This is a genomic window from Paenibacillus pasadenensis (genome assembly GCF_002864175.1).
Classification (GTDB): Bacteria; Bacillota; Bacilli; order Paenibacillales; family Paenibacillaceae; genus Paenibacillus_O; species Paenibacillus_O pasadenensis.
Genome location: NZ_NFEZ01000004.1, coordinates 3,306,875 through 3,322,866, shown reverse-complemented (window position 1 = coordinate 3,322,866; position 15,992 = coordinate 3,306,875). Strand labels below are relative to the sequence as shown.

Below are 15,992 nucleotides of genomic sequence, written 5' to 3'. Positions count from 1 at the left end.
ACGACGATCCCAGAATCGAAGGAGATGGAGACCCCATGATGGTGAAGCTGCGCTTGAACCTGCATCTGTACTACTACCGGCTGCTGTTCCTGCTCGGGCTGAAAAGCCAGGAGATCTACTACATCGGAGGCAGCGAGGCGCTGCCTCCCCCGCTCACCCGGGAAGAGGAGGAGTATTTGCTGGAGCGGCTGCCGTCCGGCGACAGCGCGATCCGGGCGATGCTCATCGAGCGCAATCTGCGGCTCGTCGTTTACATCGCGCGCAAATTCGAGAACACCGGCATCCACATCGAGGATCTCGTGTCAATCGGAGCGATCGGACTGATCAAGGCGGTCAATACGTTCGATCCCGAGAAGAAGATCAAGCTCGCGACGTACGCCTCCCGCTGCATCGAGAACGAGATCCTCATGTTCCTGCGGCGCAACAGCAAGACGCGGACGGAAGTCAGCTTCGACGAGCCGCTCAACATCGACTGGGACGGCAACGAGCTGCTGCTGTCGGACGTGCTCGGCACGGAGAACGACACGATCTACCGAAACATCGAGGAGCAGGTCGACCGCAAGCTGCTGCACAAGGCGCTTGACAAGCTCACCGAGCGCGAGCGCATCATCATGGAGCTGCGCTTCGGCCTTGCCGACGGGGAAGAGAAGACGCAGAAGGACGTCGCCGACCAGCTCGGCATCTCGCAGTCGTACATCTCGCGGTTGGAGAAGCGGATCATCAAGCGGCTGCGCAAGGAATTCAACAAGATGGTCTGAGCCCGGCCCGGCGCCAAGCGGCTCGAGGCGGAGGGCAGACGGAATGAGGACGGCCGGCATCGCTGCAGATGCCGGTTTTTTCGCGGCTTTTTCGGAAAAAACAACTTTAATGAAAAAAAGCTTTGATTTTGAGAACGAGTCTCACTACAATGTTTGTATAGGTTTTCCTTTCATAATTCAACGCAGAAATGAGTGAAGAAATGCTCCGCCGATTCTTCTCGTACTATCGTCCGTACAAAGGACTGTTCATCCTCGACTTCACCTGCGCCGTCATCGCCGGCCTGCTGGAGCTCGCGTTCCCGATCGCCGTCGGCCGCTTCACGGACGACCTGCTGCCTACCGGCAACTGGAGCCTCATCGTCTGGGCGTCGGTCGGCCTGCTGGCCGTCTATGGCGTCACGGCGCTGCTGAACTACATCGTCACCTACTGGGGCCATATGCTCGGCATCAACATCGAGACCGACATGCGGCGCAACCTGTTCGGCCATGTGCAGAAGCTCAGCTTCCGCTTTTTCGACAACAACAAGACCGGGCATCTGATCGGCCGCATGACCAACGACCTCAACGACATCGGCGAGCTCGCGCATCACGGTCCGGAGGATGCGTTCATCGCCGTCATGACGCTCGTCGGGGCGTTCGGCCTGATGGCGTACCTCAACCTGGAGCTGGCGATCATCAGCTTCATCATCGTGCCGGTGCTCGCCTGGATGATCATCTACTTCGGCAAGCGAATGGGGCAGACGTACGGCCGGATGTTCGGCAACGTCGGCAACTTCAACGCCCGTATCGAGGACAACGTCGGCGGCATCCGCGTCGTGCAGTCGTTCGCCAACGAGGAGCATGAGAACAAGCTGTTCGCGGTCGAGAACGCGAACTACCGCCAGACCAAGCTGATCGCCTACAAGACGCTGTCCGCCAGCATGACGCTCAACTACGTGATGATGCGGCTCATCACGGTGCTGATCCTGCTGTTCGGAGCCTGGTTCTATATCGATGGCCGCATCGAGATGGGCGAGTTCCTGGCGTTCCTGCTGCTCTCCAACGTGTTCTTCCGTCCGATCGAGAAGATCAACGCCATCATCGAGAGCTATCCCAAGGGCATCGCCGGCTTCGGCCGCTACTGCGAGATCATGGACACCGATCCAGACATCAAGGACAAGCCGGACGCCGCCGTTCTCGAGCGGGCGAAGGGCGCGATCGAGTTCAAGAACGTAAGCTTCAGCTACGAGCCGGGCCGCCCGATCCTGAAGGGCATCGACCTGACGATCCGGCCGGGCGAGACGGTCGCCTTCGTCGGTCCCTCCGGAGCCGGCAAGACGACGATCTGCAGCCTGCTGCCGCGCTTCTACGAGGTCGACGGCGGCTCGATCACCGTCGACGGCCATGACATCCGCGACGTGACGGTGGAGTCGCTGCGCCGCAACATCGGCATCGTGCAGCAGGACGTGTTCCTGTTCTCGGGCACGATCCGCGAGAACATCGCCTACGGCGACCTGGGCGCGACCGACGAGCAGGTATGGGACGCCGCGCGCCGGGCGTCGCTCGACGAGCTGATCCGCTCGCTGCCAGAGGGCATGGACACGGTCATCGGCGAGCGCGGCGTCAAGCTGTCCGGCGGGCAGAAGCAGCGGATGAGCATCGCCCGCATGTTCCTCAAAAACCCGCCGATCCTCATCCTCGACGAGGCGACCTCCGCGCTCGACACCGAGACGGAGGCGGCGATCCAGGCGGCGCTGGCGGAGCTGTCCGTCGGCCGCACGACGCTGGTCATCGCGCATCGCCTCAGCACGGTGCGGAGCGCCGACCGCATCCTCGTCGTCAACAGCAGCGGCATCGCCGAGGAAGGCCGGCATCAGGAGCTGGTCGCGGCCGGAGGCATCTACAGCCGCCTGCATGTCGCCCAGATGAGCCAGGCGTAAGCCGAATCCTGGACCGGCATCGCGCCCGCGTCCAGCGCGGCCGGAGCTCCCGGCCGGACAATCCATTCCATCAGGCAAGCAGCCTACGGCTGCTTGCCTTTTTCCTGTTCAGAGCGGCCGCATCCGCCTGCAGCTCGAAATCTTTTCATAATCGTGGAGCTTTTATTAAAATCGTTGATATTCAAGTCCAGGCGGGCAGCCCTAGAATGAAAGAGCGGAAGCCGTCAGGGCCGCTTGAGGCATGACGGAGTGGAAGCGGTTGCAGAGAGCTTCTCGGATCGGCGAGCCTATTCAGTTGAAGGAGGATCTGGATGAAGAGAAAAAGGATGAGGACGAGCGTCGTGCTGCTGACGTTGACGGCCCTGCTGGCGGGCTGCAGCTCGGGCGCAGGGACGGGGACGCAGGCTCCGGCCGCCAATGCCGGCGCGAACGCCGGCGCCAATGCGGAAGCGCCGCCGGCGGACAACGCGGCCGCGAACGCCGGAGGCGAAGCGGGCAGCGGGAATGAAGGCGGTGGCGGAGCGGCGGCCGAAGAGCCGATCTGGACCGAGACGGACATGACCGGCACGGTCACGTTCTGGACGTTTTCCACCTTTTACGGCGATATCGTCAAGGAGTTCAATAAAGTATTTCCGAACATCAAGGTCAATGTCAGCGCCATCGACTTCGGCGCGATGCATGACAAGCTGCAGACGACGCTTGCGGCCGGCAAGGGCGCTCCCGACGTTGCTCAGGTGGAGCAGGGCCAGTTCGTGCGCTATCTGAAGGGCGACGTGCTGGAGGACCTGCTGCAGCAGCCGTACGACGCGGGCAAGTACAAGGACGATACGACCGAATACAACTGGGTGCGGTGGATGAACCAGGACAACACCAAGCTGCTCGGCATGCCTTGGGACGTCACGCCGTCGGTGCTTTACTATCGCGCGGATATTTTCGAGGAGCTGGGGCTGCCGTCCGATCCGACGGAGCTCGGCGAATACATCCAGGATCCGGAAAACTGGCTCGCCGTCGAGGAGACGCTGGCGGCCAACGGCAAATTCGGCACGGAGTGGAGAGACGGACCGATCCACTGGGCGGGAGACGCGCTCGGCTACTTCGACAAGGATTACAACTGGCTGCGCAACAACGACGAGCTGGTCAAGATTCTGGACGTGACGAAGCGCCAGAACCAGCTCAAGGCGACTCCGCATATTTCCGGCTTGTTCGACGACAAAGGCAAGGCGCTGACCAAGTCGGGCAAGCTGGCGTCGATGGTGCTCGGCTCATGGGGCGCGAGGGATATCGCCAAGACGTTCCCCGACCAGAAGGGCAAATGGAGAGCGAGCCGGCTGCCGATGGGCATCAGCTTCGGCGGCGGCGGCTCCGCCTTCATCATCCCGAAGCAGGTCCCGGACGCGAACAAAAAGGCGGCCTGGAAGTTCGTCGAGTTCATGCAGCGCTCCGAGGACGCGTGGAAGCTGTTCATGAAACAGTCCGTCCAGCCGGGCTGGAAGAGCATCGCCGCCAAGGACTGGTACGCCGGCGTCACGAACGACTATTTTGGCGGACAGGCGGACTATGCGCTCTATACGGAGGTGGCGGAGAGCCTGCAGCCGAAAAAGCTGACGACGCTGGATGGCAAGGCATGGGACATCTGGCTGAAGGGCGTGCTGGAGGCGCTGGACAAAAACGTCGACTCCAAAACCGAGCTCAACAAGATCGAAAGCGAGATCAAGCGCAAGCTCGGTCCGGATATCGAAAAGCTCAAGAACGAGCAGGCAGCGGCTTCGGGCTCCTGACGAGGGCGGAGCAGCGGCATGAAGGCTTCCCGACCGGCGGCGCCAAAAGGCCGCTGGCGGCAGGAGCTTCTCCATAGGCGGGCGCGGCGCGAGGCGCCGGTCCGCGCGAACCGGGCCGGCCGCTTCCTTGAAGCGTCCGGCTCGTTCATGAAACCGACAATCGGAGGAACAGGAGGGCGGCATGATGCGGAAACGGCTGAAGCGGCACAAGGCGACGATCGCGGCCATTCTCGTCCTGGCTCTGTTTCTGTTCTGGTGGGACTCGTCCCGCGGATTCGACGATTCCGTCATGAAGACGGTGCCGGCGGTATCGGCCGCGGAGGAAACCTCGCTGCTGCAGGAGGAGGACATCAAGGCGAAGCTGGAGCCGTCCTATCTCAAGGTGCAGGAGGCGACGCGGCGGGAAGGCGCAGCGGATGCCAAGCCGTTCCGGCTGGCGATCGAATCGGCTGCTTATGCCGAGATCAGTCCCGCCGGCGCCGAGCTGAGGAAAGGGATGAACGAGGGCCGGGACGCCCTCGCTCTGCTGGACGAGGGCAGCTGGGCGGAATACCGCTTCGAGGTGCCGGAGGACGGCTACTACCAGATGGGCATGAGCTACTACGCGCTGCCGGGCAAGCGCGCCGCTGTCGTGCGCTCGGTCCGGATCGACGGCGAATATCCGTTCTTTCAGGCCAAAAAGCTGGATTTCCAGCGCATGTGGGCCGAGAGCGGAAAGCCGTGGCGCGACAACCAGGGCAATGAATTCAACGCCAAGCGGGAAGAGGTTCCCGGCTGGCAATACCGCGATTTTCGCGATACGGAGGGCAAGGCGGCCGAGGCGCTGCGCTTCTACCTGACCCGAGGCAGCCATACCTTGCGCGTCGAGGCGGTCCGCGAGCCTGCGGCCATCGGCGAGATCATCGTCAAATCGCCGGACGCGCCGCCTGCGTACGCGGAGGTCAGCGCGGACAACGAGCGGCAGGGCCGCGCGCCGACCGAGAACATCTCCCTGCATGTGCAGGCGGAGAACGTCTCGCTGGCGTCGGATCCGACCTTGAAGCGGATCGAGGACCGCGAGCCGAGCACCGAGCCGTTCGACAAGAGCGCGATCGTGCTGAACGCCTTCGGCGGAGCGGCTTGGCGCTCGGGCGGCCAGTGGGCGGAGTGGAAGGTCGACATTCCCGAGAGCGGCCTGTACGAGATCGGCGCCCGCTACGGGCAATGGTATCTGAACGGCTTTCCCGTCCAGCGCATCCTGACGATCGACGGCAAGCTGCCGTTCAAGGAAGCGGTCTCGCTCACGTTCCCTTACTCGGCCAAGTGGCAGATCGCCCGCTTCGGAGCCGGCAGCGGGGACGGCGAGGGGGAGCGGGACGAGCCTTACCGGTTCTATCTGGAGAAGGGCTCGCACACGATCCGGATGGAGGTGCAGATCGGCGATTTGGGCGGCATTCTCGAGCAGGTGACCGATACGACGCATCGGCTGTCGCTGCTCTCCCGCGAAGTGATCCGCGTGACGGGGACGAATCCCGATCCGAACGGCGACTGGGAGCTGGAGGAGAACATTCCGAACCTGAGCCAGCGGCTCTACCTGATGGCGCATGACTTCAACGAGGCGATCCAAAAGCTGTACGGCCTCGGCGTGCGCGAAGGCAGCTCCGACATCAGCACCTTGTACGACGCCAGGGACCAGATCATCGCGATGGCCAAGGACACCTCGACGATGCCGTCCCGGCTGCAGGCGATCACGGACCTGCAGTCCTCGCTCGGGCTGTGGGCGAACGGGCTGTCCAAGCAAAGCCTCATCCTCGACTATCTGATCGTCCAGTCGCCGGGCATGCCGTGGCCCAAGGGAGAGGCGCCCGCTTATGTGAGGGCCGGCACGATGGCCGGCGACTTCATCCGCTCGTTCACGAAGGATTACAGCGGAGTCGGCAACATCTACGATAAGGAAGAAGCGCTCGATGTCTGGGTCGCGCGCGGCCGGGACTGGGTCCAGATCATCAAGCAGATGATCGACGAGGACTTCACGCCGCAGACGGGCATCCGCGTCAACGTCAACGTCATCCCCGCGCAGCAGATGCAGGTGCTGCTGCTCGCCAATACGGCCGGACTCGCGCCGGATGTCGCGCTCGGCGTCGAGGGCGAGGTGCCGATCGACTTCGCCGTGCGCGGCGGCTTGGCCGATCTGAACGATTTTCCGGACTACGGAGAGGTCGCCTCGCGCTTCCGTCCGGGAGCGCTCATCCCGTACAAGTACGACGGAGGCGACTACGCCTTGCCGGAGAACCAGAATTTCTACATGCTGTTCTACCGCAAGGACATTCTCGAGCAGCTCGGCGTAGCCGAGGAAGACATCCCGCAAACCTGGGAGGAAGTGATGAACCTCATCCCGCTGCTGCAGCAGAACGGCATGGACTTCTACTATCCCCATGCTCCGAACAATCCGAACGCGGCGATCGGCGAATTCGCGCCGTTCCTGTTCCAGAACGGAGGCGACTTCTACAAGGACGACGGGATGAGATCCGATCTCGACTCGCCGGAATCGCTGAAGGCGATGAAGATGTGGACCGGCCTGTTCACGAACTACAAGATCCAGAAGCAGGCCGACTTCTACAACCGCTTCCGCTCCGGCGAGATGCCGATCGGCGTCGCCGACTACTCCACGTATATTCTGCTGTCTACGGCCGCGCCGGAGCTGACCGGCTGGTGGGCGATGAAGCCGATGCCGGGCATCCGGCAGGCGGACGGGCGCATCAACCGCTCGACCGGCGGCCTCGGCCAGACCGGGATGATCTTCAAGGATTCCGACAAGAAGGAGCAGGCGTGGCAATTTTTGAAATGGTGGACCAGCGCCGACTCCCAGGAGCGCTTCGGCACCGAGCTGGAGTCGCTGCTCGGCGTCGAGGCCCGCTGGAATACGGCCAACGTGGAGGCGCTCCAGCGGATGCCGTGGCAGAGCGCGGATATCGACGCGATCCTGCAGCAATGGGACTGGTTCCGCGAGCGCGAAATCGTGCTCGGCGGGTACTACACGACCCGTTATATCGCGAATATGTGGAACGAAATCGTGCTGAGCGGCAAGGTGGCCCGCGAGGCGGTCGAGGACGGGACGCGCGAGATCAACAAGGAGCTGCGCAAGAAACGGGAGGAATTCGGGCTTGAGACGGATTCCGCCGCAGGGACAGGAGGAAAGCCATGAGCGTGAACCTGTCGCCCCTGCCTCCGGCGAGGAGGGGCCGCCCCGGACGGCTGGCCCTTCTGTGGTCGGAGATGAAAAGGCATAAGGCGTCGTATCTGTTCCTCGCGCCGTTCCTGCTGCTGTTCACTTTCTTCACGATCGTCCCGATCCTCATGTCCGTCGGGATGAGCTTCACCTATTACAACATCCTCGAGAAGCCGAAGTTCATCGGCCTCTCCAACTACCGCCTGCTGTTCGTCGACGACGACATCTTCCTGAAGGCGATCGGCATCACGCTCAAGTTCGCCTTCATCACCGGGCCGATCGGGTACGCCATGGCGTTCCTGCTCGCCTGGCTGATCAGCCAGATTCCGGTCAAGTATCGGTTCTTCTATACGCTCTGCTTCTATACGCCGTCCATCACGAGCGCGGTGGCGATGTCGGTCGTCTGGCTGTACCTGTTCGCCGGCGACCGCAAGGGGCTGCTGAACTACTATGCGATCCAGATCGGCTTGATCGAGGAGCCGTATCTGTTCCTGCAGAACGTGAATTCGATCGTGCCGGTCATCATCATCGTCTCGCTCTGGATGAGCATGGGCGTCGGCTTCTTGGCCTTTTTGGCGGGGCTGCAGAACGTGCCGAAGGATCTGTACGAGGCCGGGGCGATCGACGGCGTCCGCTTCCGCTGGCAGGAGCTGATCTATATTACGATTCCGGCGGTGAAGCCGCAGCTGCTGTTCGGCGCCGTCCTGCAGGTGGTCAGCTCGCTGACGGTGTTCGACGTGAGCATCCAGCTGGTCGGCCTGCCGAGTCCGCTGTACGCCGGCCATACGATTTTGACGCATCTGTACGACTATGCCTTCATCAAGTTCGAGATGGGGTACGCCTCGGCGATTGCCGTCGTGCTGTTCGTCCTGATGATCGGGCTCAACCGGCTCATCTTCAAGCTGCTAGGGAGGGAGTAGACGATGCAGGGAATCGTGAAAGGCCGATTTGACTGGGGCGGACTGCTCCTATACGCGTTCTTGACCGTGCTCGGGGGCGCGATGCTCGTCCCGCTCGTCTACATGGCGACGACCGCGCTCAAGCCGGTGAGCGAGCTGTTCCTGTTTCCGCCCCGCTTTTTCGTGCAGCATCCGACGTGGATGAATTTCCGCGACCTGCTGCTCATCACCGGCACGTCGTTCGTGCCGTTCTCGAGGTACATCTTCAACTCCATGGTCGTGTCGGGCTGTATCGTCGTCTTCGGGACGCTGATCTCGGCGATGGCGGCCTACCCGCTGGCCAAGCATCGAAGCATGCCGTTCAACAGCGCGATCTTCAGCATGATCGTGCTGGCGCTCATGTTCTCTCCGATCGTCCTGCAGATTCCGCAGTACCTGCTCATCAGCCGCAGCGGCCTCATGAACACCTATCTGGCGCTCATCCTGCCCTATCTGGCCGCGCCCGTCGGCATGTTCCTGATGACCCAGTTCCTGCGGCAGATTCCCGACGCGCTGCTGGAGGCGGCGCGGATCGACGGAGCGTCGGAGTGGAAGGTGTTCCGGATCGTCATCCTGCCGCTGCTCAAGCCGGCGATCGCGACGTATGCGCTGCTGAGCTTCATCCAGGCGTGGAACGATCCGTATCCTTCGCAGGTGTACACGACTCAAGAGGATATGAAGGCGCTGCCGCTCGCCATCCAGACGATCAGCGGCGGAGCGGGCGTCATCGCCCGGGTCGGCACGCTCGCGGCCGCCAGCTTCCTGATGATCATTCCGACCATTCTGGTGTTCATCATCACCCAGCGGATGGTGCTGCAGACGATGGCCCATTCCGGGCTCAAAGAGTAGGAGGGGACCCGCGATGAAACGACGATTTCTCCGGCGCCGCCTCCTGCTCCTCGCCGCAGCCGCGGCGCTGCTGGCGGCCGGCCTGCCGGCCTCACCGGCCGCAGCCGCGATTCCTTACGAGGGCTATGCCCGCAGCGCGGGCTACGGCGACGTCCATTCCCAGAACGGGTACGTGTATGCCGAGTCGCTGGACGGCTACGAGCTGGAGTCCGGTCCGTTCAAGGAGCCGCAGGATCTGTTCGCGGCGCCGGACGGAACGCTGTATGTCGCCGATACCGGCAACAACCGCATCGTTCATCTGAGCCGCGAGGGCGAGCTGCTCGGCCAGTTCGGCGACGCGGAGGGCAAGGGCTCGTTGAACGAGCCGAAGGGCGTATTCGCGGCCAAGGACGGCCAAGAGGTGTATGTCGCCGATACGAAAAACCAACGGATCGCCGTCTTTGACGGCAAGGGCAAGTACAGGCGCGAGTTCCCCGCTCCGCAAAGCCCGCTGCTCGGAGCCGGCTTCACGTATTCGCCCTCCAAGCTCGTCCTCGACAAGCGGGGCTACCTGCTCGTCATCAGCGAAGGCAATACGCAGGGGCTGCTGCAGATCGACGGCAAGGGCGAGTTCAAGGGCTTTTTCGGCGCCAACCATGTCGGGTTCAGCTGGAGCCGGCTGTTCGTGCGCCTCGTCGCGAGCCAGGAGCAGCGCAGCCAGCTGGCGCTCGTCAAGCCGATGGAGTTTTCCAGCGTCGCGCAGGACGCCGACGGCTTCGTCTACACGACGACGCTCGGCACCGAGTCCAACCAGATCAAGCGGCTGTCGCCGGTCGGCATCGATACGCTCAATCCGGGTCGGAGCGTGAGCTACGGCATGCGGTTCGCCGACGGGCCGTTCGAGATGCCCTCGTTCATCGGCATCGCCGTCAGCCCGGAGGGCTTCATCACCGGCCTCGACCTGCAGTCGAGCAAGGTGTTCCAATACGACAAGCTGGGCAACCAGCTGTTCGCCTTCGGCGGCATGGGCGAGCAGAACGGCCTGTTCAAGACGCCGGCGAGCGTCGCGCAGCTGCCGGACGGGGACATCGCGGTCGTCGACCGAGGGCGCGGGCGGATCGACATCTTCCGCACGACGCCGTTCGCCGATCTCGTGCACCGGGCGTCGGCGCTGTACGTGGACGGACGCTACGAGGAGTCGGAGCAGATGTGGCAAGAGGCGCTCCGGCTGAACGCGAACTATGCGATGGCCTACCACGCGATCGGCAAGGCGCTGTACAAGGCGGAGAACTATGAGCAGGCGATGGCCTACTTCAAGCTCGCCAAGTCGAAGGCGGAATACTCGGAGGCGTTCCGCGAGCATCGCAAGCAGGTCGCGCGCGACCATTTCGGCTGGATCGCCCTGATCCTCCTCGCCGCGGCCGCGGCGCTGCGCTATGGACTGCCGGCGCTGTCGAGGCTGCTGAGCCGCGCGGAGCGGAGCCGGAGCCGTCGCGAGCCGCCTCCGCCGGCGCCTGGCCGAGCGCATTCCTCCGCGAAAGGAGAAGGTCTATGAACACGCTGCTGCTCATGAGGCATGTGCTCGTGCATCCGATCGATTTCTACTATGAGATCCAGAATCCGAAGCGCATCGCCTGGTTCCAGGCGATGCTGCTCATCGCCCTCGTCTTCGCGGTGCGGATGGCCTCGATCCTGGCGACCGGGTATGCGTTCGAGACGCGCGAGCCGTACGAGATCTCCTGGGTCTACGAGCTCGTCTGGATCGTCGTCCCTTGGCTGGCCTACTGCATCTGCAACTGGGCCGTCAGCACGATCATGGACGGGGAGGGGAAGTTCAAGGAGATCATCGTCGGCAGCGCGTTCGCGCTCGTGCCGTTCATCCTGTTCACGATCCCGGTCACGCTGCTCACGCAGATCCTGTCGCTGCAGGAGAGCGGCATCTTCACCGCGCTCACCCGGCTCATCCTCGTCTGGTGCGCCTGGCTGCTGCTGGTCAAGATCAAGGTGCTGCACGACTTCGAGCTCGGCAAGCTCGCGCTCATCTCGCTGCTCAGCTTCATCAGCATGGCGATCCTGCTGTTCGTCTGCATCCTGCTGTTCGGCTTGATCAACCAGTTCTTCAATTTCGTGGCTGACATCGCGCAGGAAATGCGGTTGAGGTCGTAAGGAGGGAACCCGAATGAAACGCAACCATCGCCGCGCCGCCGCCATCCTTTGTATCGCGGCGGCCGTCGCGGCCGTGAACGTAGGAGGGCTGCGCGCATTCGGCGGTCCGGACGGCTGGGAGCAGGCGTCGGCAGCCGGCAGCGGCGCCGCCGAGGCGGGAGAGGCCGCATCGGCGGAAGCGAGCGCGTCCCAGGCGGGAGAGGCCGAAGCGGCTGCAGCGGGGACGGACGAAGCCGGAGCTGAAGCCGAGGCCGAAGCGGCTGAAGCAGGCGTGGACGGATCAGACGCAGCCGCGGCTCCCGGCTCTCCGGAGCCGGCGCAGCCGGAAGCGTCCGGCCGGCCCAAGGCCGTCTACCCGGTCAGCGCCACGACGAAGGCCGCCGAGAACGAGCGCTACATCCTGTACGGCGATCCGAAGTCGGGCAATATCCGGATCGTCAGCAAAGCGTCCGGAGCCGAATGGCTCGGAACGCCGCAGGCGGATCGGACGACGACTCCTTCCAACAAGAAGTTCATGGATTCGCCCGTGCAGATCAACTATACCGAGGGCTCGGAGACGACCTCGACCTATCCGCTCAAGGAAAAAGGAGCGAAGATCGCCTTGAAGCCGCAGAAGGACGGCCTGCGCGCCGATTTCGACCTGCCGTCGCTCAAGCTGCGCCTGTCGGTCGTCTACACGCTGACGGAGGACGGCCTGACGGCGTCCATCCCGGACGACTCGATCGTCGAGGGGGGCTCCGCGCGCCTCGTCAGCGTCGAGCTGCTTCCGTTTTTCAACGCGGCCCGGGGCAGCGACGAAGGGGCGATCCTCATCCCGGACGGCTCGGGCGCGCTGATCGCCTTCAAGGAGAAGCATGCGCCTTATTACGCCGGCTACTCGGAGCCGATCTACGGCCCGGACCTGACGTTCAAGACGCAGTCGCATGACGTCGTCGAGGAGGAGTGGCTGCACCGCCAATCGAACCGCGAGCGGATCGCCCTGCCGGTGTTCGGCATCTACCGGAACGGCGTCGGCTCGCTAGGCATCGTCGCCGAGGGCGAGTTCGCCGCCTCCATCAACGCCACGCCGTCGGGCATCCGCAACATCCCGTTCTACCGGAGCGGCGCGGAGTTCGTCTACCGCAACGACGACGTCATCTTCGTCGGCTCCACGGGCCGCGTGCCGCTGTTCCAGGCCAAGCGGATCGAGGGAGACCGCAGCATCGCCTTCAAGCTGCTGGAGGGCGAGGAAGCCGGCTATCCCGGCATGGCCCGGGCGTATCGCGACTATCTCATCCGCGAAAAAGGCGTGCAGCCGATCCGGCGCGACGCCGCGCCGTTCAGCCTGAAGCTGTTCGGCGGCATCCTCCGTGACGAGGTCATCGGCGACTCGTTCGTGGCGATGACCTCCTTCGACGAGGCGCAGGCCATCCTGGACGCGCTTGCCGAGCGGGGCGTGCGCGGCATCGACGCGACGCTCAGCGGATGGAGCGCGGGCGGCCGCTACGGCGATCAGCCCCGGCACTTCCCGGCCAGCGGTCCGCTCGGCGGAGGCGACGGCTTGAAGCGGCTGACGGAGCATGCCGCCGCCGGAGGCAGCCGGATCTATCTCGAAGCCCATTATGCCCAGGTGTCCGCGCGAAGCGACGGGCTGAGGAAAAGCGATGCCGTGCGCGGGCTGAACCGCGACCGGCAGCCGCTGTACGAGTACTTCCTGGCGAGCGGCTGGAACGATGCGCGGCGAAAATTTTACATGACCAAGCCGCAGGCGGCCTACGATCGCTACTTGAAGCCGGAGCTCGCCAAGTACGCCGCCGCGGGAGCGGCGGGGGCGGCGTTCGCCGGCATCGGGGAGTCGCTCTACTCCGATCAGGCCCCGGACCGCTACCTGTCCCGCGGCGCGGCCGCGTCCGTGTGGCGGCAGATGCTGGAGGACAGCCGCAGCGAGCTCGGCGCGGCCTCGGTTTCGTACGGATTCGCGTATACGCTCGGCGCGGTCGACCGGATCGAGGGCGCGCCGATGGATTCGAGCCATTTCCTGTTCGCCGACGAGACGGTCCCGTTCTATCAGATGGCGCTGCATGGCCTGATTCCGTATACGGCCCCGCCTACCAACCTGCGGGACGACGCTGCGGCCGAACGGCTGAGGATGCTCGAATACGGCGCCATACCGTCCTACGAGCTGACCTTCAAGCCGACGAGCGCCTTGCAGCGCACGGACGAGGACCGGCTGTTCAGCTCGGGCTACGAGGACTGGCTGGACGAGGCGGCGCAGGAGTACAAGGACTATGCCGCGATCGCGAGCCGGACGATGGGCGAGGCGATCGTCGATCATGAGAAGCTGAGCCGCTATGTGTACCGCACGACCTACGAGGGCGGCACCCAAGTCTGGGTCAACTACGGCAGCGAGCCTGCCGCGCAGGACGGCGTCGCCGTCCCGCCGATGGACTATGTCGTGACGGAGGGGGCATCGCGATGAAACGACCGAACCTGTCGATCCGCAGCCGGCATGCCCTGGAAGGCTACGGCTTCGTGCTGCCGTGGATCATCGGCTTCCTGCTGTTCCTCGCCGTGCCGCTCGGACGCTCGTTCTATTACTCGCTCCATACGCTGGAGCCGAGCCCGGCAGGGCTGACCGCGACCTACGTCGGACTGCTGCACTTCCGGGAAGCGTTCACGACCGACATCAATTTCCTGCCGCTGCTGCAGTCGACGATGACGGCCATGCTCACCCAGGTGCCGCTCATCCTGATCTTCTCGATGCTGAGCGCGCTGCTGCTGAACCGCCCGGGGCGGCTGCGGGGAGCGTTCCGCGGCATCTTTTTCCTCCCGGTCATCATCGCCTCCGGGGCGATCCTGCGGGAGCTGCTCGAGCAGGGAGCCGCTCGGCTGCCGATTTTCGCGCAGCAGGACCTGTACGTCAAGCTCGGCCGCTTCATCCCGGAGCAGGTGCTGGAGCCGCTGCTCCTCTACGCCGACTCGCTCACGCTCGTCATGTGGGATTCCGGCGTGCAGATCCTCATCTTCCTCGCCGGACTGCAGACGATCTCGCCGAGCCTGTACGAAGCGGCCCATATGGACGGAGCGACGAAGTGGGAGGCGTTCTGGAAGATCACCTTCCCGATGATCGTGCCGATGATGTTCGTCAATACGCTGTTCAGCATCGTCAATACGTTCACCAAGGCGGACAACGGCATCATGAACCATCTGATGAACGTCGTGTTCCGGGACAACAACTATGGCTACGGCTCCGCGATCGGATGGCTGTACTTCATGTTCATCTTCATCGTGCTGGGCGTCGTCTTCGCGCTGTTCCGCAGAAGCATGTCCCAATCGGAAGGGAGGGGCTGACCGATGAAGGAGCAAGGACTCGCGCTCGCCGCGAGGCTCATGGGCCGCGACAGGACGGACGCGGCTGCCGCCACCCGGCGGATCGCCCTGCTGAAGAAAGGGCGGCGGGCGTCGGCCGCCGTCCTCTATTATGTCGTCCTGCTCAGCCTCTCGTTCGTCTTCCTGTACCCGCTGCTGTTCATGGCCTCGCGCTCGCTCATGCAGCCGCAGGACGTGGCCGACGCCACCGTGCAGTGGATTCCCCGCTCGCTGGACTTCTCCAACTACGGCCTGGTGCTCGAGGCGATCCATTACTTGCCCGGCTTCGCCAACAGCGCGATCATCTCGTTCGGCAGCGCGGCGCTGCAGATCGTCAGCTGCTCGTTCGTCGGCTACGGCTTCGCCCGCTTCCGCTTCCCGGGGCGCGGCATCTGGCTGGCGCTCGTCGTCTTCACCTTCCTCGTCCCGCCGCAGACGATCGTCGTGCCGCTGTTCATCTTTTTCAGCGACTTGAACTGGATCAATACGCATCTGCCGTTCGTCGTGCCGTCGCTGTTCGGGCACGGGCTCAAGGGAGCGCTGTTCGTCCTGATCTTCATCCAGTTCTATCGCCGGCTGCCGTCCGTGCTGGAGGAGGCGGCGCGGATCGACGGCGCAGGCGCGTTCCGCACCTACGCGCAGATCATGTTCCCGCTCGCCCGTCCGGCGATGCTCGTCGTCTTCCTGTTCTCCGTCGTCTGGCACTGGAACGACACGTTCGAGCCCAATACGTATCTGCTCGTGCCGGAATTTTTCAATCTGTCGCAAAATCTGACCGCGTTCAACGGCCTGGCGACGCAGAACATGAACCAGTCGGCGCAATCGGCGATCTCGACCGGCGCGATCGGCGCGGCGCCGACGCTGATGAACCAGATCATGGCCGGCGTCATGCTGACGATCGCGCCGATCCTGCTGCTGTATCTGTTCGTCCAGAAGTACTTCGTCGAGAGCATCGAGAGGGCCGGCATCGCCGGCGAATAAAGTAGTTGTCCCTCCCAAATGGAAGCGTTACACTCAAATGGAGCTTCTTTCCGCTTGGAGGAGGATTC

The 15,992-nt window shown here is 63.7% G+C and carries 11 protein-coding genes; all 11 read left to right on the top strand.

Annotated features, from left to right (window positions below):
• The first annotated feature begins 35 nt into the window (after window positions 1-35).
• The 11 genes from sigE (at window position 36) to B8V81_RS23945 (ending at window position 15,924) form a co-directional block, all read left to right on the top strand.
• The gene (gene sigE, locus B8V81_RS23995) at window positions 36-758 is read left to right on the top strand and encodes an RNA polymerase sporulation sigma factor SigE (protein WP_028597009.1); all 723 of its coding nucleotides are present in this window, start codon (window positions 36-38) and stop codon (window positions 756-758) included.
• 200 nt (window positions 759-958) lie between these two features.
• Window positions 959-2,677, top strand: a complete 1,719-nt coding sequence (locus B8V81_RS23990) for an ABC transporter ATP-binding protein (protein ID WP_101809351.1) — start codon at window positions 959-961, stop codon at window positions 2,675-2,677.
• Window positions 2,678-2,988: 311 nt separating this feature from the next.
• Window positions 2,989-4,455, top strand: coding sequence for an extracellular solute-binding protein (locus tag B8V81_RS23985; RefSeq protein WP_101809350.1), 1,467 nt, complete (start codon window positions 2,989-2,991; stop codon window positions 4,453-4,455).
• 181 nt (window positions 4,456-4,636) lie between these two features.
• On the top strand, window positions 4,637-7,639 hold the full coding sequence (locus B8V81_RS23980) for an extracellular solute-binding protein (RefSeq protein ID WP_101809349.1): 3,003 nt from the start codon (window positions 4,637-4,639) through the stop codon (window positions 7,637-7,639).
• Window positions 7,636-8,583 (top strand): carbohydrate ABC transporter permease, encoded by a 948-nt coding sequence (locus B8V81_RS23975; protein ID WP_101809348.1) that lies wholly within the window; start codon window positions 7,636-7,638, stop codon window positions 8,581-8,583. The genes B8V81_RS23980 and B8V81_RS23975 overlap by 4 nt, the downstream gene beginning before the upstream one ends.
• Before the next feature lie 3 nt (window positions 8,584-8,586).
• Entirely contained in the window at window positions 8,587-9,450 is an 864-nt protein-coding gene (locus tag B8V81_RS23970) for a carbohydrate ABC transporter permease (RefSeq protein ID WP_101809347.1), read from the top strand.
• A 13-nt stretch (window positions 9,451-9,463) separates the two neighbouring features.
• Window positions 9,464-10,984: a hypothetical protein gene (locus B8V81_RS23965; protein ID WP_101809346.1), complete on the top strand. Its 1,521-nt coding sequence runs from the start codon at window positions 9,464-9,466 to the stop codon at window positions 10,982-10,984.
• Entirely contained in the window at window positions 10,981-11,595 is a 615-nt protein-coding gene (locus B8V81_RS23960; RefSeq protein ID WP_101809345.1) for a Yip1 family protein, read from the top strand. Before B8V81_RS23965 ends, B8V81_RS23960 begins: the two co-directional genes overlap by 4 nt.
• A 13-nt stretch (window positions 11,596-11,608) precedes the next feature.
• Window positions 11,609-14,053, top strand: coding sequence for a DUF5696 domain-containing protein (locus tag B8V81_RS23955; RefSeq protein WP_101809344.1), 2,445 nt, complete (start codon window positions 11,609-11,611; stop codon window positions 14,051-14,053).
• Window positions 14,050-14,925 carry a carbohydrate ABC transporter permease gene (locus B8V81_RS23950; RefSeq protein ID WP_101809343.1) on the top strand — a complete coding sequence of 292 codons (876 nt, stop codon included), beginning with the start codon at window positions 14,050-14,052 and terminating at the stop codon, window positions 14,923-14,925. The genes B8V81_RS23955 and B8V81_RS23950 overlap by 4 nt, the downstream gene beginning before the upstream one ends.
• A gap of 3 nt (window positions 14,926-14,928) precedes the next feature.
• Window positions 14,929-15,924: a carbohydrate ABC transporter permease gene (locus B8V81_RS23945; RefSeq protein WP_101809342.1), complete on the top strand. Its 996-nt coding sequence runs from the start codon at window positions 14,929-14,931 to the stop codon at window positions 15,922-15,924.
• Window positions 15,925-15,992 lie beyond the last annotated feature (68 nt).

What these genes read in the sequence shown, in the direction of transcription:
- sigE (WP_028597009.1), top strand. Translation starts at nt 36, where the DNA reads ATGATGGTGAAGCTGCGCTTGAACCTGCATCTGTACTACTACCGGCTG.
- B8V81_RS23990 (WP_101809351.1), top strand. Translation starts at nt 959, where the DNA reads ATGCTCCGCCGATTCTTCTCGTACTATCGTCCGTACAAAGGACTGTTC.
- B8V81_RS23985 (WP_101809350.1), top strand. Translation starts at nt 2,989, where the DNA reads ATGAAGAGAAAAAGGATGAGGACGAGCGTCGTGCTGCTGACGTTGACG.
- B8V81_RS23980 (WP_101809349.1), top strand. Translation starts at nt 4,637, where the DNA reads ATGATGCGGAAACGGCTGAAGCGGCACAAGGCGACGATCGCGGCCATT.
- B8V81_RS23975 (WP_101809348.1), top strand. Translation starts at nt 7,636, where the DNA reads ATGAGCGTGAACCTGTCGCCCCTGCCTCCGGCGAGGAGGGGCCGCCCC.
- B8V81_RS23970 (WP_101809347.1), top strand. Translation starts at nt 8,587, where the DNA reads ATGCAGGGAATCGTGAAAGGCCGATTTGACTGGGGCGGACTGCTCCTA.
- B8V81_RS23965 (WP_101809346.1), top strand. Translation starts at nt 9,464, where the DNA reads ATGAAACGACGATTTCTCCGGCGCCGCCTCCTGCTCCTCGCCGCAGCC.
- B8V81_RS23960 (WP_101809345.1), top strand. Translation starts at nt 10,981, where the DNA reads ATGAACACGCTGCTGCTCATGAGGCATGTGCTCGTGCATCCGATCGAT.
- B8V81_RS23955 (WP_101809344.1), top strand. Translation starts at nt 11,609, where the DNA reads ATGAAACGCAACCATCGCCGCGCCGCCGCCATCCTTTGTATCGCGGCG.
- B8V81_RS23950 (WP_101809343.1), top strand. Translation starts at nt 14,050, where the DNA reads ATGAAACGACCGAACCTGTCGATCCGCAGCCGGCATGCCCTGGAAGGC.
- B8V81_RS23945 (WP_101809342.1), top strand. Translation starts at nt 14,929, where the DNA reads ATGAAGGAGCAAGGACTCGCGCTCGCCGCGAGGCTCATGGGCCGCGAC.